Below are 15,220 nucleotides of genomic sequence, written 5' to 3'. Positions count from 1 at the left end.
CTGCCGATATGGCAGGATAGGGTTTGCCCTTTATATGACATCTCTCATGTGACATAATCGCTGTCACATAGAAAGTCACCCATGACCGAATTCAGCCCTTCGCCTTCCGAACCCCCACAGACCGTGCTTGCCACGGACAGCGCCCTGCGTGCCGTGCAGCAGCGCCGTCCCGCCAGTTCACACACCATGACCATTGAGGAGCTGGCCACCCAGGTCGGCATGACGGTGCGCAACATCCGCGCCTACAACAGCGCCGGCCTGCTGCCGCCGCCCACGCTGCGCGGCCGGCTCGGCCTGTACGGCGAGGAGCATCTGGCGCAGTTGCAGGCCATCCGCATGCTGCGCAATCAGGGCCTGAGCCTGGAGCGCATCAAGGCCGTGGTGGAACAGAACAACCGCAACGAGGCCTCCGGTGCCTGGAACAAGCTGGGCGATCTGGCGCGCGTGCTGTCCTGGCATATTCCGGTGGACCAGGAAGCGCTGCGCCTGCCCCTGTCCACCATCGAGGCCACCTGGCGCGCCGACTTCACGCCGGCCCAGACCGAGCAGCTGGTGCGCAGCGGCCTGCAGCGCATCCTGCCCGATGGCAGCATCGAATACCTGACACCCGGCCTGCGCGCCGTGGCGCAGCAGCTATCCGACATGGGCGTGCCGCTGGACGACGCGCTGGAAATGCAGGAAGCCGTGAGCCGCGACCTGCGCCGTCTGGTGCGCAGCAGCCTGCGCACCGTGCTGCAGGAGGCCGGCCGGCGCCCCGAGGCAGATCAGGACGAGCAGGTGCAGCGTCTGCTGCAAAGTGCCCCGCTGCTGCTGCTGGAGGCCGTCCAGGCCATGCTGCCGGTGATCCTGCAGCAGGAGGCCGAGCATCTGGCCGAGAACCTGCAGCCGCTGGCTGCCGGCATGGCGGCTAACGCGTCCCGCGACGAGACTTCCGGACAATCGGATGCGGCCTGAGCGATTCACTGCCTGGATTCTGGCGACCGCGCTCTGTGCAGCAGCGCCCGCCGTGCAGGGCGCACCGGATGCAGCGACACGCACGTCGGCGGCCACGGCCCTGAGCCTGCAGGACGCCCGCACCCGCCTGCTGCAGGTATCCGACCAGCTTGCCGCAGCCCGGGCCGCCGTGGAGAGCAAGCGCCTGCAGACGCAGGGCCTGCAGGGTCTGGGCGGGCCCATCGTGGGGCTTTCGGCCAGCCACACCCGCTACAGCCTGCATGGCGAACTGGATCTGGCAGAGGCGAAGCAGGAAATCGGCAACCGGCTGTCCGAACTGGGCCCGTTGCTGCCCGCCCTCGGCCCGCTGGCCCAGCCCGTGGGGCAGCTGGCCACCCGCCTGCCCCAGGCGATTCCCGATGCGCTGCCCTACCACCTGAAGGGCACGCGCAACAGCCAGGCAATCAGTGCCGTGTGGCCGGTGTATACCGGCGGCGCGACGCAGGCCGTGAAGGATTTCAGTGCCGCCCAGCAGGATGAAGCCCAGGCCGATGCCCAGGCCACCACGCACCAGCTCGAGGACACGCTGGTGCAGCGCTATTTCGGCGTGCAGCTGGCACGCCGGGCGGTGGCCTTGCGCCAGCAGGCCGCCAGCACCATTGCCGAGCACGACCACGCCGCGGAGCGTCTGCTGCAGGTCGGCATGATTGCGCGCGTGGACCGGCTGCAGGCCAGCGTGGCACTGGAGCAGGCACGACGTGAGCAGCTCAAGGCGCAGGGCGATCTGGCGCTGGCCCAGGCCGCCCTGCAAAGCCTGCTGCACAGCGAACAGGCCGTGCAGCCGAGCACGCCGCTGTTTGTCGACACCCGCCCGCTGCCGCCGCTGGAGCAGTTCCGGCAGCTGGCCCTGGGCCATCATCCCGGGCTGGACAAGGTGGCCGCCAAGAAGGCCCAGGCCGAGCAGCTGCACGCGCTGGAAAACTCGCGCTGGAAACCCACCGTCGCGCTGTTCGGCCGGCGCGAGCTGCAGCGCAGCAATGCCAGCTGGGTGGCCGGCGTACAGGCGCACTGGACGCTGTGGTCGTCCGTGGACCGGCACAGCATGCAGCAGGCCGCAGCGCAGAAGATCATCCAGGCCGAACGCACCGATGCCCAGGTGCGCAGCGACATCGCGCTGCTGGTCGAGAAGAACTGGCGCGCCGTCGATGACGCGCGCCAGCAGTACCTGTCGCTGACCCCGAGCGTGCAGCTGGCGCAGGAAATGATGCGCCTGCGCTCCAGCGGCCTGCGGGAGGGCACCAGCACCATGATCGACCTGATCGACGCCCATACCCAGTACACCAGGGTGGAAACCGAACGCGCCAAGGCGGCGCACGACTACGTACTGGCCCTGTCACGCCTGCTGGACAGTGCCGGCGTGCCCGAACAGTTCGACCAATACGCGCAGCGCGCCGACGTGCGCCTGCGCTGATCCCCCGCATTCCGGAAAGCTCTCCATGCAGACAACCACTCTCCGCAAGACCGTGTTGGCCCTGGCCCTGCTGGCCGTGGCAGGCACCATCGGCTATGGCCTGTGGCGTGCCGCGGCACCGCCGCCGGTCGTGCTCCAGGGCCAGATGGAGGCCCAGGAAACCGATGTGGCACCCAAGGTGGCCGGCCGCATCGGGCAGGTGCTGGTGCAGGAAGGACAGCAGGTGCGATCCGGCGACGCGCTGATCCGCATGGACAGCCCCGAGATCGAAGCCAAGGTGGCCCAGGCGCAGGCCGCGCGCGATGCTGCCAGTGCCGTGGCACGCAAGGCCGCCAACGGCGCCCGTCCGCAGGAAGTGGAAATGGCGCGCGCCAACTGGCAGCGCGCCCAGGCGGCGGCTGACTTGGCCAGCAAGAGCTGGCAGCGCGTGGACCGGCTGGCGCGCGAGGGACTGGTTGCCGCCCAGAAGCGTGACGAGGCCTACGCCAACTTCGTGGCGGCGCGCGACCAGGCCCGCGCAGCACGCGCCCAGTACGACCTGGCCCTGTCCGGCGCCCGCGCCGAGGACCGCGCTGCCGCCAATGCGCAGGAGCGTCAGGTCGCCGCCGTGGTGGCCGAGGCGCGCGTGGCGCAGTCGGAAGCCGCGCTGGCCAGCCCGGTGGCAGGCGAGGTGGCCAAGGTGTATGCCAAGGTGGGCGAGATTGCCCCGCAGGGCGTGCCGGTGGTCACCGTGGTCGACCTGAACGACCAGTGGCTGGTGCTGAACGTGCGCGAGGACCGCGTGCAGCGCTTTGCCATCGGCAGCCAGTTCGAGGGCAGCATTCCGGCACTCAAGCAGGACAAGGTCACCTTCAAGGTGACTGCCAGCTCGGTGCTGCCCGACTTCGCCACCTGGCGCGCCACGCGCAGCGACCAGGGCTTCGACATGCGCACCTTCGAGATCAAGGCTCGCCCCATTCAGCCGGTAGCCGGCGTGCGGCCGGGCATGAGCGTGCTGGTGCAGCCCTGAGCGGGAATCCGAGCCATGCTGCGCATCGCCCAAGCCAGCGCCCTGCACGAGTGGGAGCGCCTGCGCGAGGATCCCTGGGATCTGGCCATGATCAGCCTGGTGCCCATGCTGACCGTGCTGCTGCTATGGTGGATTTTCTCGGCCGGCCTGCCGGGCAAACTGCCGATCGGCCTGCTGGACCAGGACCACAGCGCCCTGTCGCGCCAGGCGGCGCGCTTGCTGCAGGCCTCGCCGGGGCTGGACATCACGCGCACCCTCACCAGCGAACACGATGCCGAACAGGCGCTGCGCAGCGGGCAGATCGAGGCCTATGTGCAGATTCCGCCGGATTTTGCCCGGCAGGTGACCACGCAGAGGCCCACGCGCGTGGTGCTGGTGCACAACGCGCAGCGCAGCATGCCGTCGGGCTCGGTACAGCGCGATGTGCGCGCGGCCATCGGCGCCCTGTCTGCCGGCATCGAGCTGGAGGCACGCATGCGCCGGGGGCAGAGTCCGGCCCAGGCACACGCTGCGCTGGCACCGCTGCGGCTGGACGCCACCGGCCTGTTCAATGTGTCTGCCAACTACCAGGTGTTCCTCGCCACCACGCTGATGCCGGCGCTGCTGCACATCCTGGCCATGACGGCGGGCGCCTGGGCCATGGGCCGCAAGCTGCGCGACCGCTCGCTGGACGTCTGGCTGCGTGATGCGATCGGCGAGCCCGTGGGCGCGCTGCCGGGCTGGAGCGCCCTGCTGGCCGCCATTCTGGGCAAGGTGATCTGGCCCATGCTGGGCATGATGGCCGCCGCCAGCGTGGCCTTCACGCTGATGACGACCCGGCTGCACGCCGCGCCTGCCGCCTGGGTCGTCACCTGGACCGGGTTGCTGCTGCTGGTGCTGCTGTCGGTGGCACTGGGCGCGCTGGCGGCTTCGCTGACACTGTCGCTGCGCATGGCACTGTCCATGACCGGCTTCATCACGGCACCGGCCTTTGCCTTCAGCGGTGTCGGCTACCCGATCCTGGCCATGCCGCCCGGCGCACAGATTTGGGCCAACGCACTGCCGCTGACGCACTACCTGCAGCTGCAGGTGCGCATGCTGGAAATGCAGGCTCCCCTGACGCTGGCCTGGTGGCCGCTGGCCGGTCTGGCAGGTGGCACGCTGGCGACGCTGGGGCTGTCTGCACTGGCCCTGCGCCGCGCCCAGGCGCTGCCTGAACGCTGGGGGGCGCGCTGATGGCGGCCTGTCCCCACCCGATGCCGGAGGGCTGCTGATGCGGACCCTGCTGCGCGAATGGCTGGCCACCTGGCGTGCCTCCTTCACCGATGCCGGCATGGTGCTGCTGCTGGTGCTGGCGCCCTTGCTGTACGGTTTCTTCTATCCTTGGCCCTACAGCACCGAGGTGGCGCAGCGCGTGCCGGTGGCCGTGGTGGATCTGGATCACTCGGGGCTCTCGCGCCAGATCACGCGCTTTGCCCAGGCCAGTCCGCGCCTGCAGGTGCAGCCGCTCGCTTCCGAGGCGGAGGCACGGCAGGCGCTGTGGGATGGCCGCATTGTCGGCTACGCCGTGCTCCCACGCGATCTCAAGCGCGACGTGCTGCGTGGCCGGCAGGCGGTGGTGCCCGTCGCCGCCAACGGCAGCTATCTGCTGCTGAACAAGACCGTGCTGTACGGCTTTGCCGAGGCGGTGGGAACGGTGTCTGCCGGCATCGAGCTGCGCCAGCTGGGCGCCCGTGGCGTGCCTCCCGAGATCGCCAACGCCCTGCGCGATCCGGTGCCGCTACAGGCCGTGGCACAGTTCAACCCGACCGAGGGCTATGGCAGCAGCCTGGTGCCGGCGGTAGCCATGCTGATCCTGCAGCAGACCCTGCTGATGGCTGCCGGCATGCTGATTGGCACCTGGGCCGAGGCGGAAACGGCGGGCAGCAACGGGGGAGAGCCTGTATCCGAGTCGCAGAAGCCATCTGCGCCCGGTAACACCGAACCGCACGCGGTCTCCACCAGCCCCGCCGGCTGGGCCGGACGCGTGATTGCGCTGGCGATTCCGAATGCCTTGCTGGGCGCCTTCTATTTCGGCTGGCTGTTTCAGTGGCAGGGCTATGGTCATGGCGGCAACGTGCCGGTCAGCGTGCTGCTGATTGCGCTGTTCAGCCTGAGTTGTGCCGCGCTGGGCTGCCTGCTGGGCCTGGTACTGCGCAACCGCGAACGCGCCATGCAGCTGCTGCTGTTCGGCGCACTGCCGTTGTTCTTCCTGAGCGGCCATCCCTGGCCCGTGAGCGCGCTGCCCGAGTTGCTGCAAGTGCTGCGCTGGCTCTCGCCGAGCACTGCGGCCATCGAGGCCTCGATCCGGCTGAACCAGATGGGTGCCAGCCTGCACGATGTGGCACCGCAATTGCTGGCCCTGCTGGGGCTGGGGAGTGCGGGATTTACGCTGCTGGCCTGGATGGGGCGGCGCGGCAAGGCTGCCGACCGCTGACTTTGGCTGCTTTGGCTGCTTTGGCTGCTTTGGCTGCTTTGGCTGCTTTGGCTGCTTTGGCTGCTTCGCAGCAGGCTACACCGCCACGACGGGACAGAGGCAAAGCCTCGCCCCTGAACAATGGATCGCCCCGCGTCAGGGCTTGCCGGCTTCCTGCCGTGCCAGCGCCTCGTTGACTTCCTGCACTTCCATCTGGTGCACCTTGCGCTGGCGGCGCCAGCCGGCCAGCAGCACCAGTGCCACCACCAGGGCGACAAAGCCCCAGTACCAGAGCGGGCTGGTGGCAAAGAAGGCCTTGAGCTGCCACGGCTCGTTCACGATCATCTTGGCCGCGGTAAAGGCCAGCACGCCGGCGCCAAGGAAGGTGATGATGGGGAAGCGGTCCACCAGCTTGAGCACCAGCGAACTGCCGAACACCATGATCGGGATGCTGATCAGCAGGCCGGCAATCACCAGATCGATGGCGCCGTGCGCCGCGCCGGCCACACCGAGCACGTTGTCCACGCCCATCAGGGCATCGGCCACCACGATGGTTTTCATCGCGCCCCAGAACGAGGTGGCGCTTTCGCCGCCTTCCTCGTCGTGGCTTTCGTCCGACAGCAGCTTGTAGGCGATGTAGATCAGGCCCAGACCACCCACCAGCATCAGGCCGGGGATGCGCAGCAGCCAGACCACGCCGATGGTCATGAGGGTACGCACCACCACCGCGCCCAGCGTGCCCCAGACGATGGCACGGCGCTGCAGGTGCTTGGGCAGGTTGCGCGCTGCCAGCGCAATCACGATGGCGTTGTCGCCCGCCAGAACCAGGTCGATCAGAATGATGGCCAGCAGTGACGACCACCAGCCGGGAGACAGGAACTCCATAAAATCCTTTCCGGCGCTCCGCGCCGCACAGCCGTCATTGTACGAGCCGTGCGCTGCGCAGGGGTGTCAGTGGCAGCTGCCACCGTCCCGTTTGCTCGGGCAATGGGCGCAGGCATCGCTGCTGCCGGCGTCGCCACAGCCCCCCGGCTTGCCGCCCAGGCGCTGCCGCCAGGCCGCCGGCATCAGGCGCCACACGGTGTAGAGCGCAGCCACTGCCACGATCAGGTAGACGATCAGTTCCTGCCACATGGGATGCTCCTTGCCATGGTCAGCCCGCCCCCAGCGCCACGGCGATGCGGTAGGTGAGGAAGCTGGCCAGATAGGCCAGGCCGAACAGATAGGCCGCCATGATCCAGACATGGCGCCAGCTGTGTGTTTCGCGGCGCACGGCGGCCAGCGTGGCCAGGCACTGCGGTGCAAACACGAACCAGGCCAGCAGCGACAGCGCTGTCGCCAGCGACCATTGCGCGGAAATCAGCGGCGCCAGCGATGCAGCCACGCCATCGCCACTGCCGGAGAGGGCGTACACCGTACCCAGCGCCCCCACCACCACCTCGCGTGCCGCCATGCCGGGCACCAGCGCGATGGCGATCTGCCAGTTGAAGCCGATGGGCGCGAAGACCACTTCCAGCGCACGGCCGAGGCGGCCGGCAAAGCTGTACTCGATGGCCGGGCCGGTGAAGCTGTCCGGCGGGGCCGGGAAGCTGGACAGGAACCACAGCACGATGGTGAAGGCCAGAATGACGGTGCCCACGCGGCGCAGGAAGATCCAGCCACGCTCGTACAGGCCCAGCAGCAGGTTGCGCAGATTGGGCCAGCGGTAGGCCGGCAGCTCCATCAGCAGGGGCGAATAGCCCACATTCTTGCGCCAGCGCTTCATGCTCCAGGCCACCAGCATGGCCGACAGAATGCCCGCCACATACAGCACGAACAGCACCAGGCCCTGCAGGTTGAACACGCCCCACACCTTGCGCGCCGGGATGAAGGCGCCGATCAGCAGTGCATACACCGGCAGGCGCGCCGAGCAGGTCATCAGCGGCGCGATCATGATGGTCATCAGGCGGTCGCGCCAGTTGCCGATGGTGCGCGTGGCCATGATGCCGGGCACGGCACAGGCAAAACTCGACAACAGCGGGATGAAGGAGCGGCCGGACAGGCCGACCTTGCCCATCACACGGTCCAGCAGGAAGGCGGCACGCGGCAGGTAGCCGGAATCCTCCAGCGCCAGAATGAACAGGAACAGGATCAGGATCTGCGGCAGGAACACCAGCACCCCGCCCGCCCCGGCAATGGCGCCATCGACGATCAGGCTGCGCAGCACGCCTTCGGGCATGTGCTGGTTGATCCAGCCGCCCAGGGCATCGAAACTGCCGGTGATCAGGTCCATGGGCCAGGCCGCCCAGCTGAACACCGCCTGGAACATCAGGAACAGCACCGCCGCCAGCAGCAGCGGGCCCCAGACCGGATGCAGCACCACGCGGTCGATGCGGTCGCTGGTCTGCAGCTTCTTTTTCGGCTCGTGCACGGCATGGCGGTGGATGCGGCGCACTTCGGACTGCAGCGCCATCACGTCGGCCATGCTCGGCTTGCCCCAGTCCTGTGGCAGGGCCTGGCGTGGCGGGGGCGGCAGCGGGTCGTCCAGCGCGCGCAGCAGCGTCTGGGCACCCTCGGCCTGCACGCCCACGGCGTCGATCACCGGCACACCCAGTTCCCGCGACAACGCCTCGCGGTCGATCTCGATATGCGCGGCCTGCATCATGTCGGTCATGTTCAGCACCACCAGCATCGGCAGGCCGAGCTGGCGTGCCTGCAGCACCAGCTGCAGGCTCAGCCGCAGGTTGGTCGCATCCGTCACGCAGACCAGCAGATCCGGCATGGGCTCCTTGCTGCGACCGGTGACCACATCACGCGCGACCGCCTCGTCGGCCGAGGCGGCATGCAGGCTGTAGGTGCCGGGCAGGTCGAGCACGAACACGCTGCGGCCCCGCGGCGTGACGGCGATGCCCTCCTTGCGCTCCACCGTGACGCCGGCGTAGTTGGCCACCTTCTGGCGACTGCCGGTCAGCAGGTTGAACAGGGCGGTCTTGCCGCAGTTGGGGTTGCCGAGCAGGGCGATGCGCTCCGGCTGGCGCGACCCGCGCGGCTGGAAGTGCAGCGGCTCAGTGCGCATCGGCCACTCCCGGCGTCACGCAGATACGGTCCGCCTCGTGGCGGCGCAGGGCAAAGGTGGTGTGGCCCACGCGCACGGCCAAGGGATCGCGCCCGAAGCCGGCGGACGCCATGATGCGGACCGGTTCGCCCGGCACGAAACCGATTTCCAGCAGGCGCAGCATCAGCGCATCGTCTTCCCCGCCAGCGCCGGGCAGCACCCGGCGCACCGTGGCCCATTGGCCGATGGGCAGCGCGTGCAGGCGCATGCCCTCTGCCCCCTGTTGACTGTGTTGCATGATCGTGAATAGCCCGCTGTGATTCGCTCTAAATGAGAATCATACTCGATTGGAAATCACTGCACCACGGGGCAGGCCTGCATTGTTTGCGCTGGATCAAGCTTGCGGCACTGTGCGCGAAGGCCTGCATGATCCGGCTGCGTCCCGCCTCAGCCCGGCATGGTTTCTGCAAAGCTCGGGCGCTGTTCGAGCTTGTCCTGCAGCTGGGCCAGGTTGGGATGCTCGGCGCGCCAGTCGATCTGCGGGAAGCGGAAGCTCAGCCAGCCCAGCGTGCAGCCCACGGCGATGTCGGCCAGGGTAAGGTGCACGCCGCAGCAATGCGGCTGATCGCCCAGGCGGCGGTCCATCTCGGCCACGCCGGCCTGCACCTTGGCCAGCTGGCGGTTGATCCAGGCCTGGCTACGTTCGGCCTCGCTGCGGCCATTCCAGACGGCTTCGAGCCGCGCCAGCGCGCCGGCATCGCACACGCCATCGGCCAGCGCTTCCCACACCTTCACGTCGAGCCGGTCGCGGCTGGAGGCCGGTACCAGCTTGCCGACGGGGCTGAGGGTGTCGAGGTATTCGGCGATGACGCGCGAGTCGTAGATCACGTCGCCCGACTTGAGAAATTGCAGCGTGGGCACCTTGCCCAGCGGGTTGGTAGCGGCGATGTCGGTATCGGCGGCCCACACGTCGGTCGGCTCGAACTGGTATTCGAGTTTCTTTTCCGCCATCACCACGCGCACCTTGCGCACGTAGGGGCTGGTTGTGGAGCCAAAGAGTTTCATGCCGTCTGCTGTTCTGATACGAAGGCCTCATTGTATCGGTGCACTCCGCAACAGGTCTGGCGCCCCAGTTGTAAAAGCCCGTATCCGGCAAGTGTTGCTGCACTGCAGCATGACACCCCACCGGGCGTGCAGTTTCTCTACAATGCAGCCTATGCAAGCGAATTCCCTCGAACTCACCCCTGTCACCGCCGTATCGCCGCTGGACGGACGCTACGCCGCCAAACTCAAGCCCCTGCGCAGCAGCATGAGCGAATACGGCTACATGCGCGCCCGCGTGCAGGTGGAAGTGGCCTGGTTCATGGCCCTGAGCGATGCCGGCATGGAGCAGTTCAAGCCGCTCACGCCCGGTGCCCGCAAGTACCTGCTGGAGCTGGTGAAGAACTTCTCCCTGGATGACGCCCGCGCCATCAAGGACATCGAGAAGACCACCAACCACGACGTGAAGGCCGTGGAATACTGGATCAAGGGCAAGTTCGACGGCCGCCCCGAGCTGCAGGCCGCGTCCGAATTCGTGCACTTCTCCTGCACCAGCGAAGACATCAACAACACCAGCCACGCGCTGCAGCTCAAGGCCTGCCGCGAGCAGGTGCTGCTGCCCGGCCTGGACGCCATCTGCAACACGCTGCGCGACATGGCGCAGAAGTTTGCCGAAGTGCCCATGCTGAGCCGCACCCACGGCCAGACCGCCAGCCCCACCACTGTGGGCAAGGAATTTGCCAACGTGCTGGTGCGCCTGGACAAGGCCCGCGCCAAGATCGCCGAAGTGCCGCTGCTGGGCAAGATGAACGGCGCCGTGGGCAACTACAACGCCCACCTGAGCGCTGCCCCCGACATGGACTGGGAAGCCTTCAGCAGGAACGTGATCGAGACGCCCGAGCCGATCGGCCTGGGCCTGACCTTCCAGCCCTACAGCATCCAGATCGAGCCGCACGACTACATGGCCGAGCTGTTCGACGCCGTGGCGCGCAGCAACACCATCCTGATCGACTTGTCGCGCGACGTGTGGAGCTACGTGAGCCTGGGCTACTTCAAGCAGAAGCTGAAGGAAGGCGAGATCGGCTCCTCCACCATGCCGCACAAGGTCAACCCGATCGACTTCGAGAACGCCGAAGGCAACCTGGGCCTGGCCAACGCGCTGCTGCGCCACCTGAGCGAGAAGCTGCCGATCAGCCGCATGCAGCGTGACCTGACCGATTCCACCGTGCTGCGCAACATGGGCGTGGCGCTGGGTTACGCCATCCTGGCGCACCAGTCGCTGATGACCGGCCTGGGCAAGCTGCAGCTGAACGAGGAGCGTCTGGCTGAAGATCTGGACGCGGCCTGGGAAGTGCTGGCCGAGCCGATCCAGACCGTGATGCGCCGCTATGGCGTGCAGGGTGCCTACGAGAAGCTGAAGGAAGTCACGCGCGGCAAGACCGTGCAGGCTGCCGATCTGCACAATCTGATCCGCGGTCTGGAGATTCCGGAAGCGGAGAAGGAACGCCTGCTGGCGATGACGCCGGGTAGCTATGTGGGCAAGGCCGCCGAGCTGGCACGCCGCGCCTGATTGCCTGACAGCATGGCATAGCCACCCGCCGCGAGGCCGGTGGCTTTTTCGTTTCCGGAGGCGGGTAAGGCTGTCTGCTTGCAGGCCTCAGATCATCCAGTAGATGAAGACCAGAGACAGGCCCAGCAGTATCAGGTGACCCAGGGCCAGCAGCCAGGCCACATACTCGCGGTCCGCGCGCAGGCGGGCGCGGTTCTGCCAACTGTAGGCCAGTGCCAGCCCCGAGCCGATCGGAATGCTCATCAGCGCCAGCTGGGTGCCGGCAAAGAACAGCGCGTCGATCAGCCGGCTTTCCGCAAACAGGCCGAACGCGATGACCAGCGCGATGAACACCAGCAGCGGCGTGGCGCAGACGAGCAGGAAGGCGACGGGGTGTTTGGAAAGCTTGCGCATGATGCGGGGAGACGACCGGAACTGCACTGTGTCAGCAGCCCGGGAAATCCCGTAGCCAAAAACAGCACGCCATGGAGTATGCCTTGTTTCCGGGCCTCGCTGCACCCCTGACGTTCAGGATATCTCGGGCAGCGTACATCGCGGCCCAGTCCCACATGCACCGGTCACAGTCCCGGTCTAGCATGTCGCATGCACGCCAAGCTGGAGATCCGCCTGATGACCGCCACCGACGACCTTGCCCTGGCCCCCGCAACACACCCCGCACCAGTGCCCGATACACCCCGGGATGAGCGCGCCCGCATTGCCGCGCACCTGCTGGAGCCGCAGGCCAGCATTTCGCCCCGCTACCTGTACGACCCGCTCGGCTGCCACCTGTTCGATGCCATCACCGAGCTGTCCGAGTACTACCCCACGCGCACCGAGCGGGCCATTGCGCAACAGCATCGGGATGCGATTGCCGCCTTTCTGGTCGCGCATGTCGGCAGGCAGGCGCCACTGGTGGATCTGGGCGCCGGCAGCTGCGGCAAGGCGCCGTTCTGGTTCGGACCGCTGGGCTGCACCGACTATCTGGCCGTGGATCTGGCACGCGAGCATGTGGAACACGCACTGCTGGGCCTGCGCACCCGCCATCCCGGCGTGCGCATGCGCTGCGTGGCGCTGGATCTGGTCTGGGATCTGCCGCAGCTGGCCGCTCATGTGGAGCGCCCCGCCGTGCTGTTCTACCCCGGATCCAGCATCAGCAATTTCGAGCCGGAACAGGCGGTGCGCCTGCTGCGCGAGATGCGTGCCGTGGCGCGCGGCGGCGCCTTGCTGATCGGGGTGGATCTGTGGAAATCTGCCGCCGAACTGCAGGCAGCCTATGATGATGCCGTGGGCGTGACGGCGGCCTTCAACCGCAATGTGCTGCAGCATATCAACCGTTTGCTGGGAGCGGACTTCGATCCGCGCCAGTGGCAACACATCGCCCACGTGGATGGCGAACGGCAGCGCGTGGAAATGCGTCTGGCCGCCATCGGCGCCCAGACGGTGCGCTGGCCCGGCGGCGAGCGGCATTTCGCCGATGCCGAATACATCCACACCGAGAACTCCTACAAATGGACGCTGGATGGCTTTGCCGCCTGCCTGCGACAGGCCGGCTGGCAAGCCCCGCGCAACTGGACGGATGACCATGACCGCTTCGCCCTCTTTGCCGCCACGGCCTGACCGCACCGACAATCCCGCATCTCCGCCGCAGACAGCGGCACACACCCTGTCTGCTTCGCCTGCACGGCCGGGATCGGGTGGCGCGCCTGCGCCTGCTCCTGTCCCGACCACAGCCACGGAGTCGCCGGCTGCCGGACTACCGTTTGCGGTTCCGGACGACCTCGCCATGCGCTTCACCGATGTGCGCGCCGCCTCGCTGGCCCTGATTGCACCACTCAGCGAGGAAGACTGCCAGGTGCAGAGCATGAACGACGCCAGCCCCGCCAAATGGCATCTGGCCCACACCACCTGGCTGTTCGAGACCTTTGTGCTGGAGCCCTACGAACCGGGTTTCCGGCCTTTCGACGCGGATTACCGCATGCTGTTCAACAGCTACTACCACGCCATCGGGCCGCAGCATGCACGGCCGCGGCGCGGGCTGATCACGCGGCCTTCGCTGGCGGAGGTGCTGCGCTACCGCACCGAGGTGGAGGCGCGCATCCGGCGCCTGCTGGAGCAGCCGGATTGCCCGCCCGAGGTGGCCCGACTGGTGTGGCTGGGCGTGCACCACGAGCAGCAGCATCAGGAGCTGATGCTGACCGACATCCTGCATCTGCTGTCCTGTCATCCCTGCCCCGCACGCGCCGTGTATGCCGCCGATGCGCCGCAGCCGGCGCTGGCCGATCCCGCCGCGCGTACCGACGTGGCCCTGGAAGGCGGGCTGGTCCGGATCGGGCATGCCGGGGAGGACTTTGCCTACGACAACGAGACGCCGTCGCACCGCGTCTGGCTGGAGCCCTATGTGCTGCGCAGCCAGCTGGTGTCCGAAGCGGACTGGCTGGAGTTTGTGCAGGATGGCGGCTACCAGCAGGTGCGCTGGTGGCTGAGTGCCGGCTGGGACTGGGTGCAGCAGCAGGGCATTGTGGCGCCGGCCTACTGGCGGCAGAGTGCGTATGGCGGGTGGATGGGTTTTTCGTTGCGGGGCGAGGTGCCGCTATCGGCCCAGGCCCCCGTGGTGCACATCAGCCTGTACGAAGCGGCGGCCTATGCCGCCTGGGTTGCGCACCGCACCGGCCAGCGCTGGCGCCTGCCGACCGAGGCCGAATGGGAGCATGCCGTGCGCACGCGGCGCGATGCCCTGCAGCAGGTGGACGATGCCGCCTGGCAGTGGACGCAAAGCGCCTATCTGCCCTATCCGGGCTTCAGGCCGTGGGACGGGCCGGTGCAGGAGTACAACGGCAAGTTCATGGCCGACCAGATGGTGCTGCGCGGCGGATCCTGCGCAACGCCTGCCGGGCATGCGCGCGCGAGCTATCGCAACTTCTTTCCGGGGGGGGCGCGCTGGCAGTTTTCGGGGGTGCGGCTGGCGCGGGATCTGGACGCCTGAGACCGGATCAGGCCAGGGCTGGCGCCCCGTCCCGCACGATCCACTCCAGCGTGGCCAGGTTCAGGAAGGTGAAATGTCCGTGTCCGGGCATCCAGCCGCCGGTATCCAGATAGAAGCGGTTGCCCAGCTTGCGCGCCTGCGCGATCGTCATGTGGCCGTGCGCCACGGCACGGATATTCTGGATCAGGGTGGCGTCATGGGTGCGGAAACGGGTGCGGGCCCACAGGCAGGTATGCAGATCCTGCTGTGACAGCGCCCCTTCGCGCATGTGCTGCCAGTCGTCGAACGGGCATTCGGCATGCAGCAGGCCGACGGGGCCTGCGGCAGTGTCCACTTCGGCGGCAACCGGCAGGGTGCGTAGGCGCTGGCCGATCAGGCGGCGCTGGTTGGCGGGGAGCAGGCCCAGCCACTCGCCGCCGTGCTGGCGGTGGTCCACGTGCGGATAGGGGTCTTCCTCGGCATCGCGCCAGACCATGAAATCGTGGTTGCCGCACAGGGCGTGGAACCAGGGCTTGTCCAGCCAGTCCAGCACCTGGCCGGATTCCGGCCCGCGGTTGACCAGATCGCCGAGGGCAAACAGGCGGTCGCAGGCGGGGTCGAAGCCGATGGCGTCCAGCGCGCGTTGCAGGGCGGAAAAACAGCCGTGGATGTCTCCGACGGCGTAATCGGTGCCGCGAAGATTGCGGCCATGGTGAACGTAGCGGTACTGCATGGGAATGGCTTGGTACAGCGTCACTGTAAACCAAACGGAGGTTGGTTTGCTGCG

15 protein-coding genes are annotated in these 15,220 nt (G+C 67.7%); 8 read left to right on the top strand and 7 right to left on the bottom strand.

Annotated elements, in window-relative coordinates; genetic code table 11:
- Positions 1-81: 81 nt before the first annotated feature.
- The 5 genes from BMW28_RS08990 to BMW28_RS08970 are packed head-to-tail and all read left to right on the top strand — an operon-like array spanning position 82 to position 5,868.
- Positions 82-954 carry a MerR family transcriptional regulator gene (locus BMW28_RS08990; protein ID WP_091816849.1) on the top strand — a complete coding sequence of 291 codons (873 nt, stop codon included), beginning with the start codon at positions 82-84 and terminating at the stop codon, positions 952-954.
- Positions 944-2,404, top strand: a complete 1,461-nt coding sequence (locus tag BMW28_RS08985; RefSeq protein WP_091816846.1) for a TolC family protein — start codon at positions 944-946, stop codon at positions 2,402-2,404. The genes BMW28_RS08990 and BMW28_RS08985 overlap by 11 nt, the downstream gene beginning before the upstream one ends.
- Before the next feature lie 25 nt (positions 2,405-2,429).
- Positions 2,430-3,413 carry an HlyD family secretion protein gene (locus BMW28_RS08980; RefSeq protein ID WP_091816842.1) on the top strand — a complete coding sequence of 328 codons (984 nt, stop codon included), beginning with the start codon at positions 2,430-2,432 and terminating at the stop codon, positions 3,411-3,413.
- Positions 3,414-3,428: 15 nt separating this feature from the next.
- Positions 3,429-4,628, top strand: coding sequence for an ABC transporter permease (locus tag BMW28_RS08975; protein WP_091816840.1), 1,200 nt, complete (start codon positions 3,429-3,431; stop codon positions 4,626-4,628).
- Positions 4,629-4,665: 37 nt separating this feature from the next.
- Entirely contained in the window at positions 4,666-5,868 is a 1,203-nt protein-coding gene (locus BMW28_RS08970; RefSeq protein ID WP_091816838.1) for an ABC transporter permease, read from the top strand.
- A gap of 135 nt (positions 5,869-6,003) precedes the next feature.
- Here BMW28_RS08970 and BMW28_RS08965 read toward each other — a convergent pair whose 3' ends face one another.
- The 5 genes from BMW28_RS08965 to BMW28_RS08945 all read right to left on the bottom strand — a co-directional run bounded on the left by BMW28_RS08965 (position 6,004) and on the right by BMW28_RS08945 (position 9,946).
- Entirely contained in the window at positions 6,004-6,732 is a 729-nt protein-coding gene (locus BMW28_RS08965) for a TerC family protein (protein ID WP_091816836.1), read from the bottom strand.
- Between the two features lie 66 nt (positions 6,733-6,798).
- A complete protein-coding gene (locus tag BMW28_RS08960; protein WP_091816834.1) occupies positions 6,799-6,981 on the bottom strand; it encodes a hypothetical protein in 183 nt (60 codons plus the stop codon).
- A gap of 19 nt (positions 6,982-7,000) precedes the next feature.
- On the bottom strand, positions 7,001-8,902 hold the full coding sequence (feoB, locus tag BMW28_RS08955) for a ferrous iron transport protein B (protein WP_091816831.1): 1,902 nt from the start codon (positions 8,900-8,902) through the stop codon (positions 7,001-7,003).
- Positions 8,892-9,179, bottom strand: coding sequence for a FeoA family protein (locus BMW28_RS08950; RefSeq protein ID WP_091816827.1), 288 nt, complete (start codon positions 9,177-9,179; stop codon positions 8,892-8,894). The genes feoB and BMW28_RS08950 overlap by 11 nt, the downstream gene beginning before the upstream one ends.
- A gap of 149 nt (positions 9,180-9,328) precedes the next feature.
- Positions 9,329-9,946: a glutathione S-transferase family protein gene (locus BMW28_RS08945; RefSeq protein WP_091816824.1), complete on the bottom strand. Its 618-nt coding sequence runs from the start codon at positions 9,944-9,946 to the stop codon at positions 9,329-9,331.
- 142 nt (positions 9,947-10,088) lie between these two features.
- On the opposite strand from BMW28_RS08945, the gene purB reads away from it, so the two are divergent.
- Positions 10,089-11,492, top strand: a complete 1,404-nt coding sequence (gene purB, locus BMW28_RS08940; protein ID WP_200785771.1) for an adenylosuccinate lyase — start codon at positions 10,089-10,091, stop codon at positions 11,490-11,492.
- A gap of 87 nt (positions 11,493-11,579) precedes the next feature.
- Here the strand turns inward: purB and BMW28_RS08935 are convergent, their stop codons facing one another.
- Positions 11,580-11,885 (bottom strand): hypothetical protein, encoded by a 306-nt coding sequence (locus BMW28_RS08935; RefSeq protein ID WP_091816818.1) that lies wholly within the window; start codon positions 11,883-11,885, stop codon positions 11,580-11,582.
- A gap of 189 nt (positions 11,886-12,074) precedes the next feature.
- Between BMW28_RS08935 and egtD the strand changes: the two genes are divergently transcribed.
- Both egtD and egtB read left to right on the top strand, forming a co-directional pair.
- On the top strand, positions 12,075-13,088 hold the full coding sequence (gene egtD, locus BMW28_RS08930) for an L-histidine N(alpha)-methyltransferase (protein WP_234970098.1): 1,014 nt from the start codon (positions 12,075-12,077) through the stop codon (positions 13,086-13,088).
- Positions 13,089-13,254: 166 nt separating this feature from the next.
- Positions 13,255-14,454: an ergothioneine biosynthesis protein EgtB gene (egtB, locus tag BMW28_RS08925; protein WP_234970097.1), complete on the top strand. Its 1,200-nt coding sequence runs from the start codon at positions 13,255-13,257 to the stop codon at positions 14,452-14,454.
- A gap of 7 nt (positions 14,455-14,461) precedes the next feature.
- Here the strand turns inward: egtB and BMW28_RS08920 are convergent, their stop codons facing one another.
- Entirely contained in the window at positions 14,462-15,166 is a 705-nt protein-coding gene (locus tag BMW28_RS08920) for a metallophosphoesterase (protein WP_091816967.1), read from the bottom strand.
- Positions 15,167-15,220 lie beyond the last annotated feature (54 nt).

The organism is Allobrachymonas denitrificans DSM 15123 (assembly GCF_900110225.1).
GTDB lineage: Bacteria > Pseudomonadota > Gammaproteobacteria > Burkholderiales > Burkholderiaceae_C > Brachymonas > Brachymonas denitrificans.
This window is presented reverse-complemented; position numbering and strand designations above follow the sequence as displayed.

Coding starts and splice junctions, on each gene's coding strand:
- BMW28_RS08970 (WP_091816838.1), top strand. CDS start 4,666: ATGCGGACCCTGCTGCGCGAATGGCTGGCCACCTGGCGTGCCTCCTTC.
- egtB (WP_234970097.1), top strand. CDS start 13,255: ATGCGCTTCACCGATGTGCGCGCCGCCTCGCTGGCCCTGATTGCACCA.
- feoB (WP_091816831.1), bottom strand. CDS start 8,902: ATGCGCACTGAGCCGCTGCACTTCCAGCCGCGCGGGTCGCGCCAGCCG.
- BMW28_RS08950 (WP_091816827.1), bottom strand. CDS start 9,179: ATGCAACACAGTCAACAGGGGGCAGAGGGCATGCGCCTGCACGCGCTG.
- BMW28_RS08975 (WP_091816840.1), top strand. CDS start 3,429: ATGCTGCGCATCGCCCAAGCCAGCGCCCTGCACGAGTGGGAGCGCCTG.
- BMW28_RS08960 (WP_091816834.1), bottom strand. CDS start 6,981: ATGTGGCAGGAACTGATCGTCTACCTGATCGTGGCAGTGGCTGCGCTC.
- BMW28_RS08965 (WP_091816836.1), bottom strand. CDS start 6,732: ATGGAGTTCCTGTCTCCCGGCTGGTGGTCGTCACTGCTGGCCATCATT.
- BMW28_RS08935 (WP_091816818.1), bottom strand. CDS start 11,885: ATGCGCAAGCTTTCCAAACACCCCGTCGCCTTCCTGCTCGTCTGCGCC.
- BMW28_RS08990 (WP_091816849.1), top strand. CDS start 82: ATGACCGAATTCAGCCCTTCGCCTTCCGAACCCCCACAGACCGTGCTT.
- BMW28_RS08945 (WP_091816824.1), bottom strand. CDS start 9,946: ATGAAACTCTTTGGCTCCACAACCAGCCCCTACGTGCGCAAGGTGCGC.
- egtD (WP_234970098.1), top strand. CDS start 12,075: ATGCACGCCAAGCTGGAGATCCGCCTGATGACCGCCACCGACGACCTT.
- BMW28_RS08980 (WP_091816842.1), top strand. CDS start 2,430: ATGCAGACAACCACTCTCCGCAAGACCGTGTTGGCCCTGGCCCTGCTG.
- BMW28_RS08985 (WP_091816846.1), top strand. CDS start 944: ATGCGGCCTGAGCGATTCACTGCCTGGATTCTGGCGACCGCGCTCTGT.
- BMW28_RS08920 (WP_091816967.1), bottom strand. CDS start 15,166: ATGCAGTACCGCTACGTTCACCATGGCCGCAATCTTCGCGGCACCGAT.
- purB (WP_200785771.1), top strand. CDS start 10,089: ATGCAGCCTATGCAAGCGAATTCCCTCGAACTCACCCCTGTCACCGCC.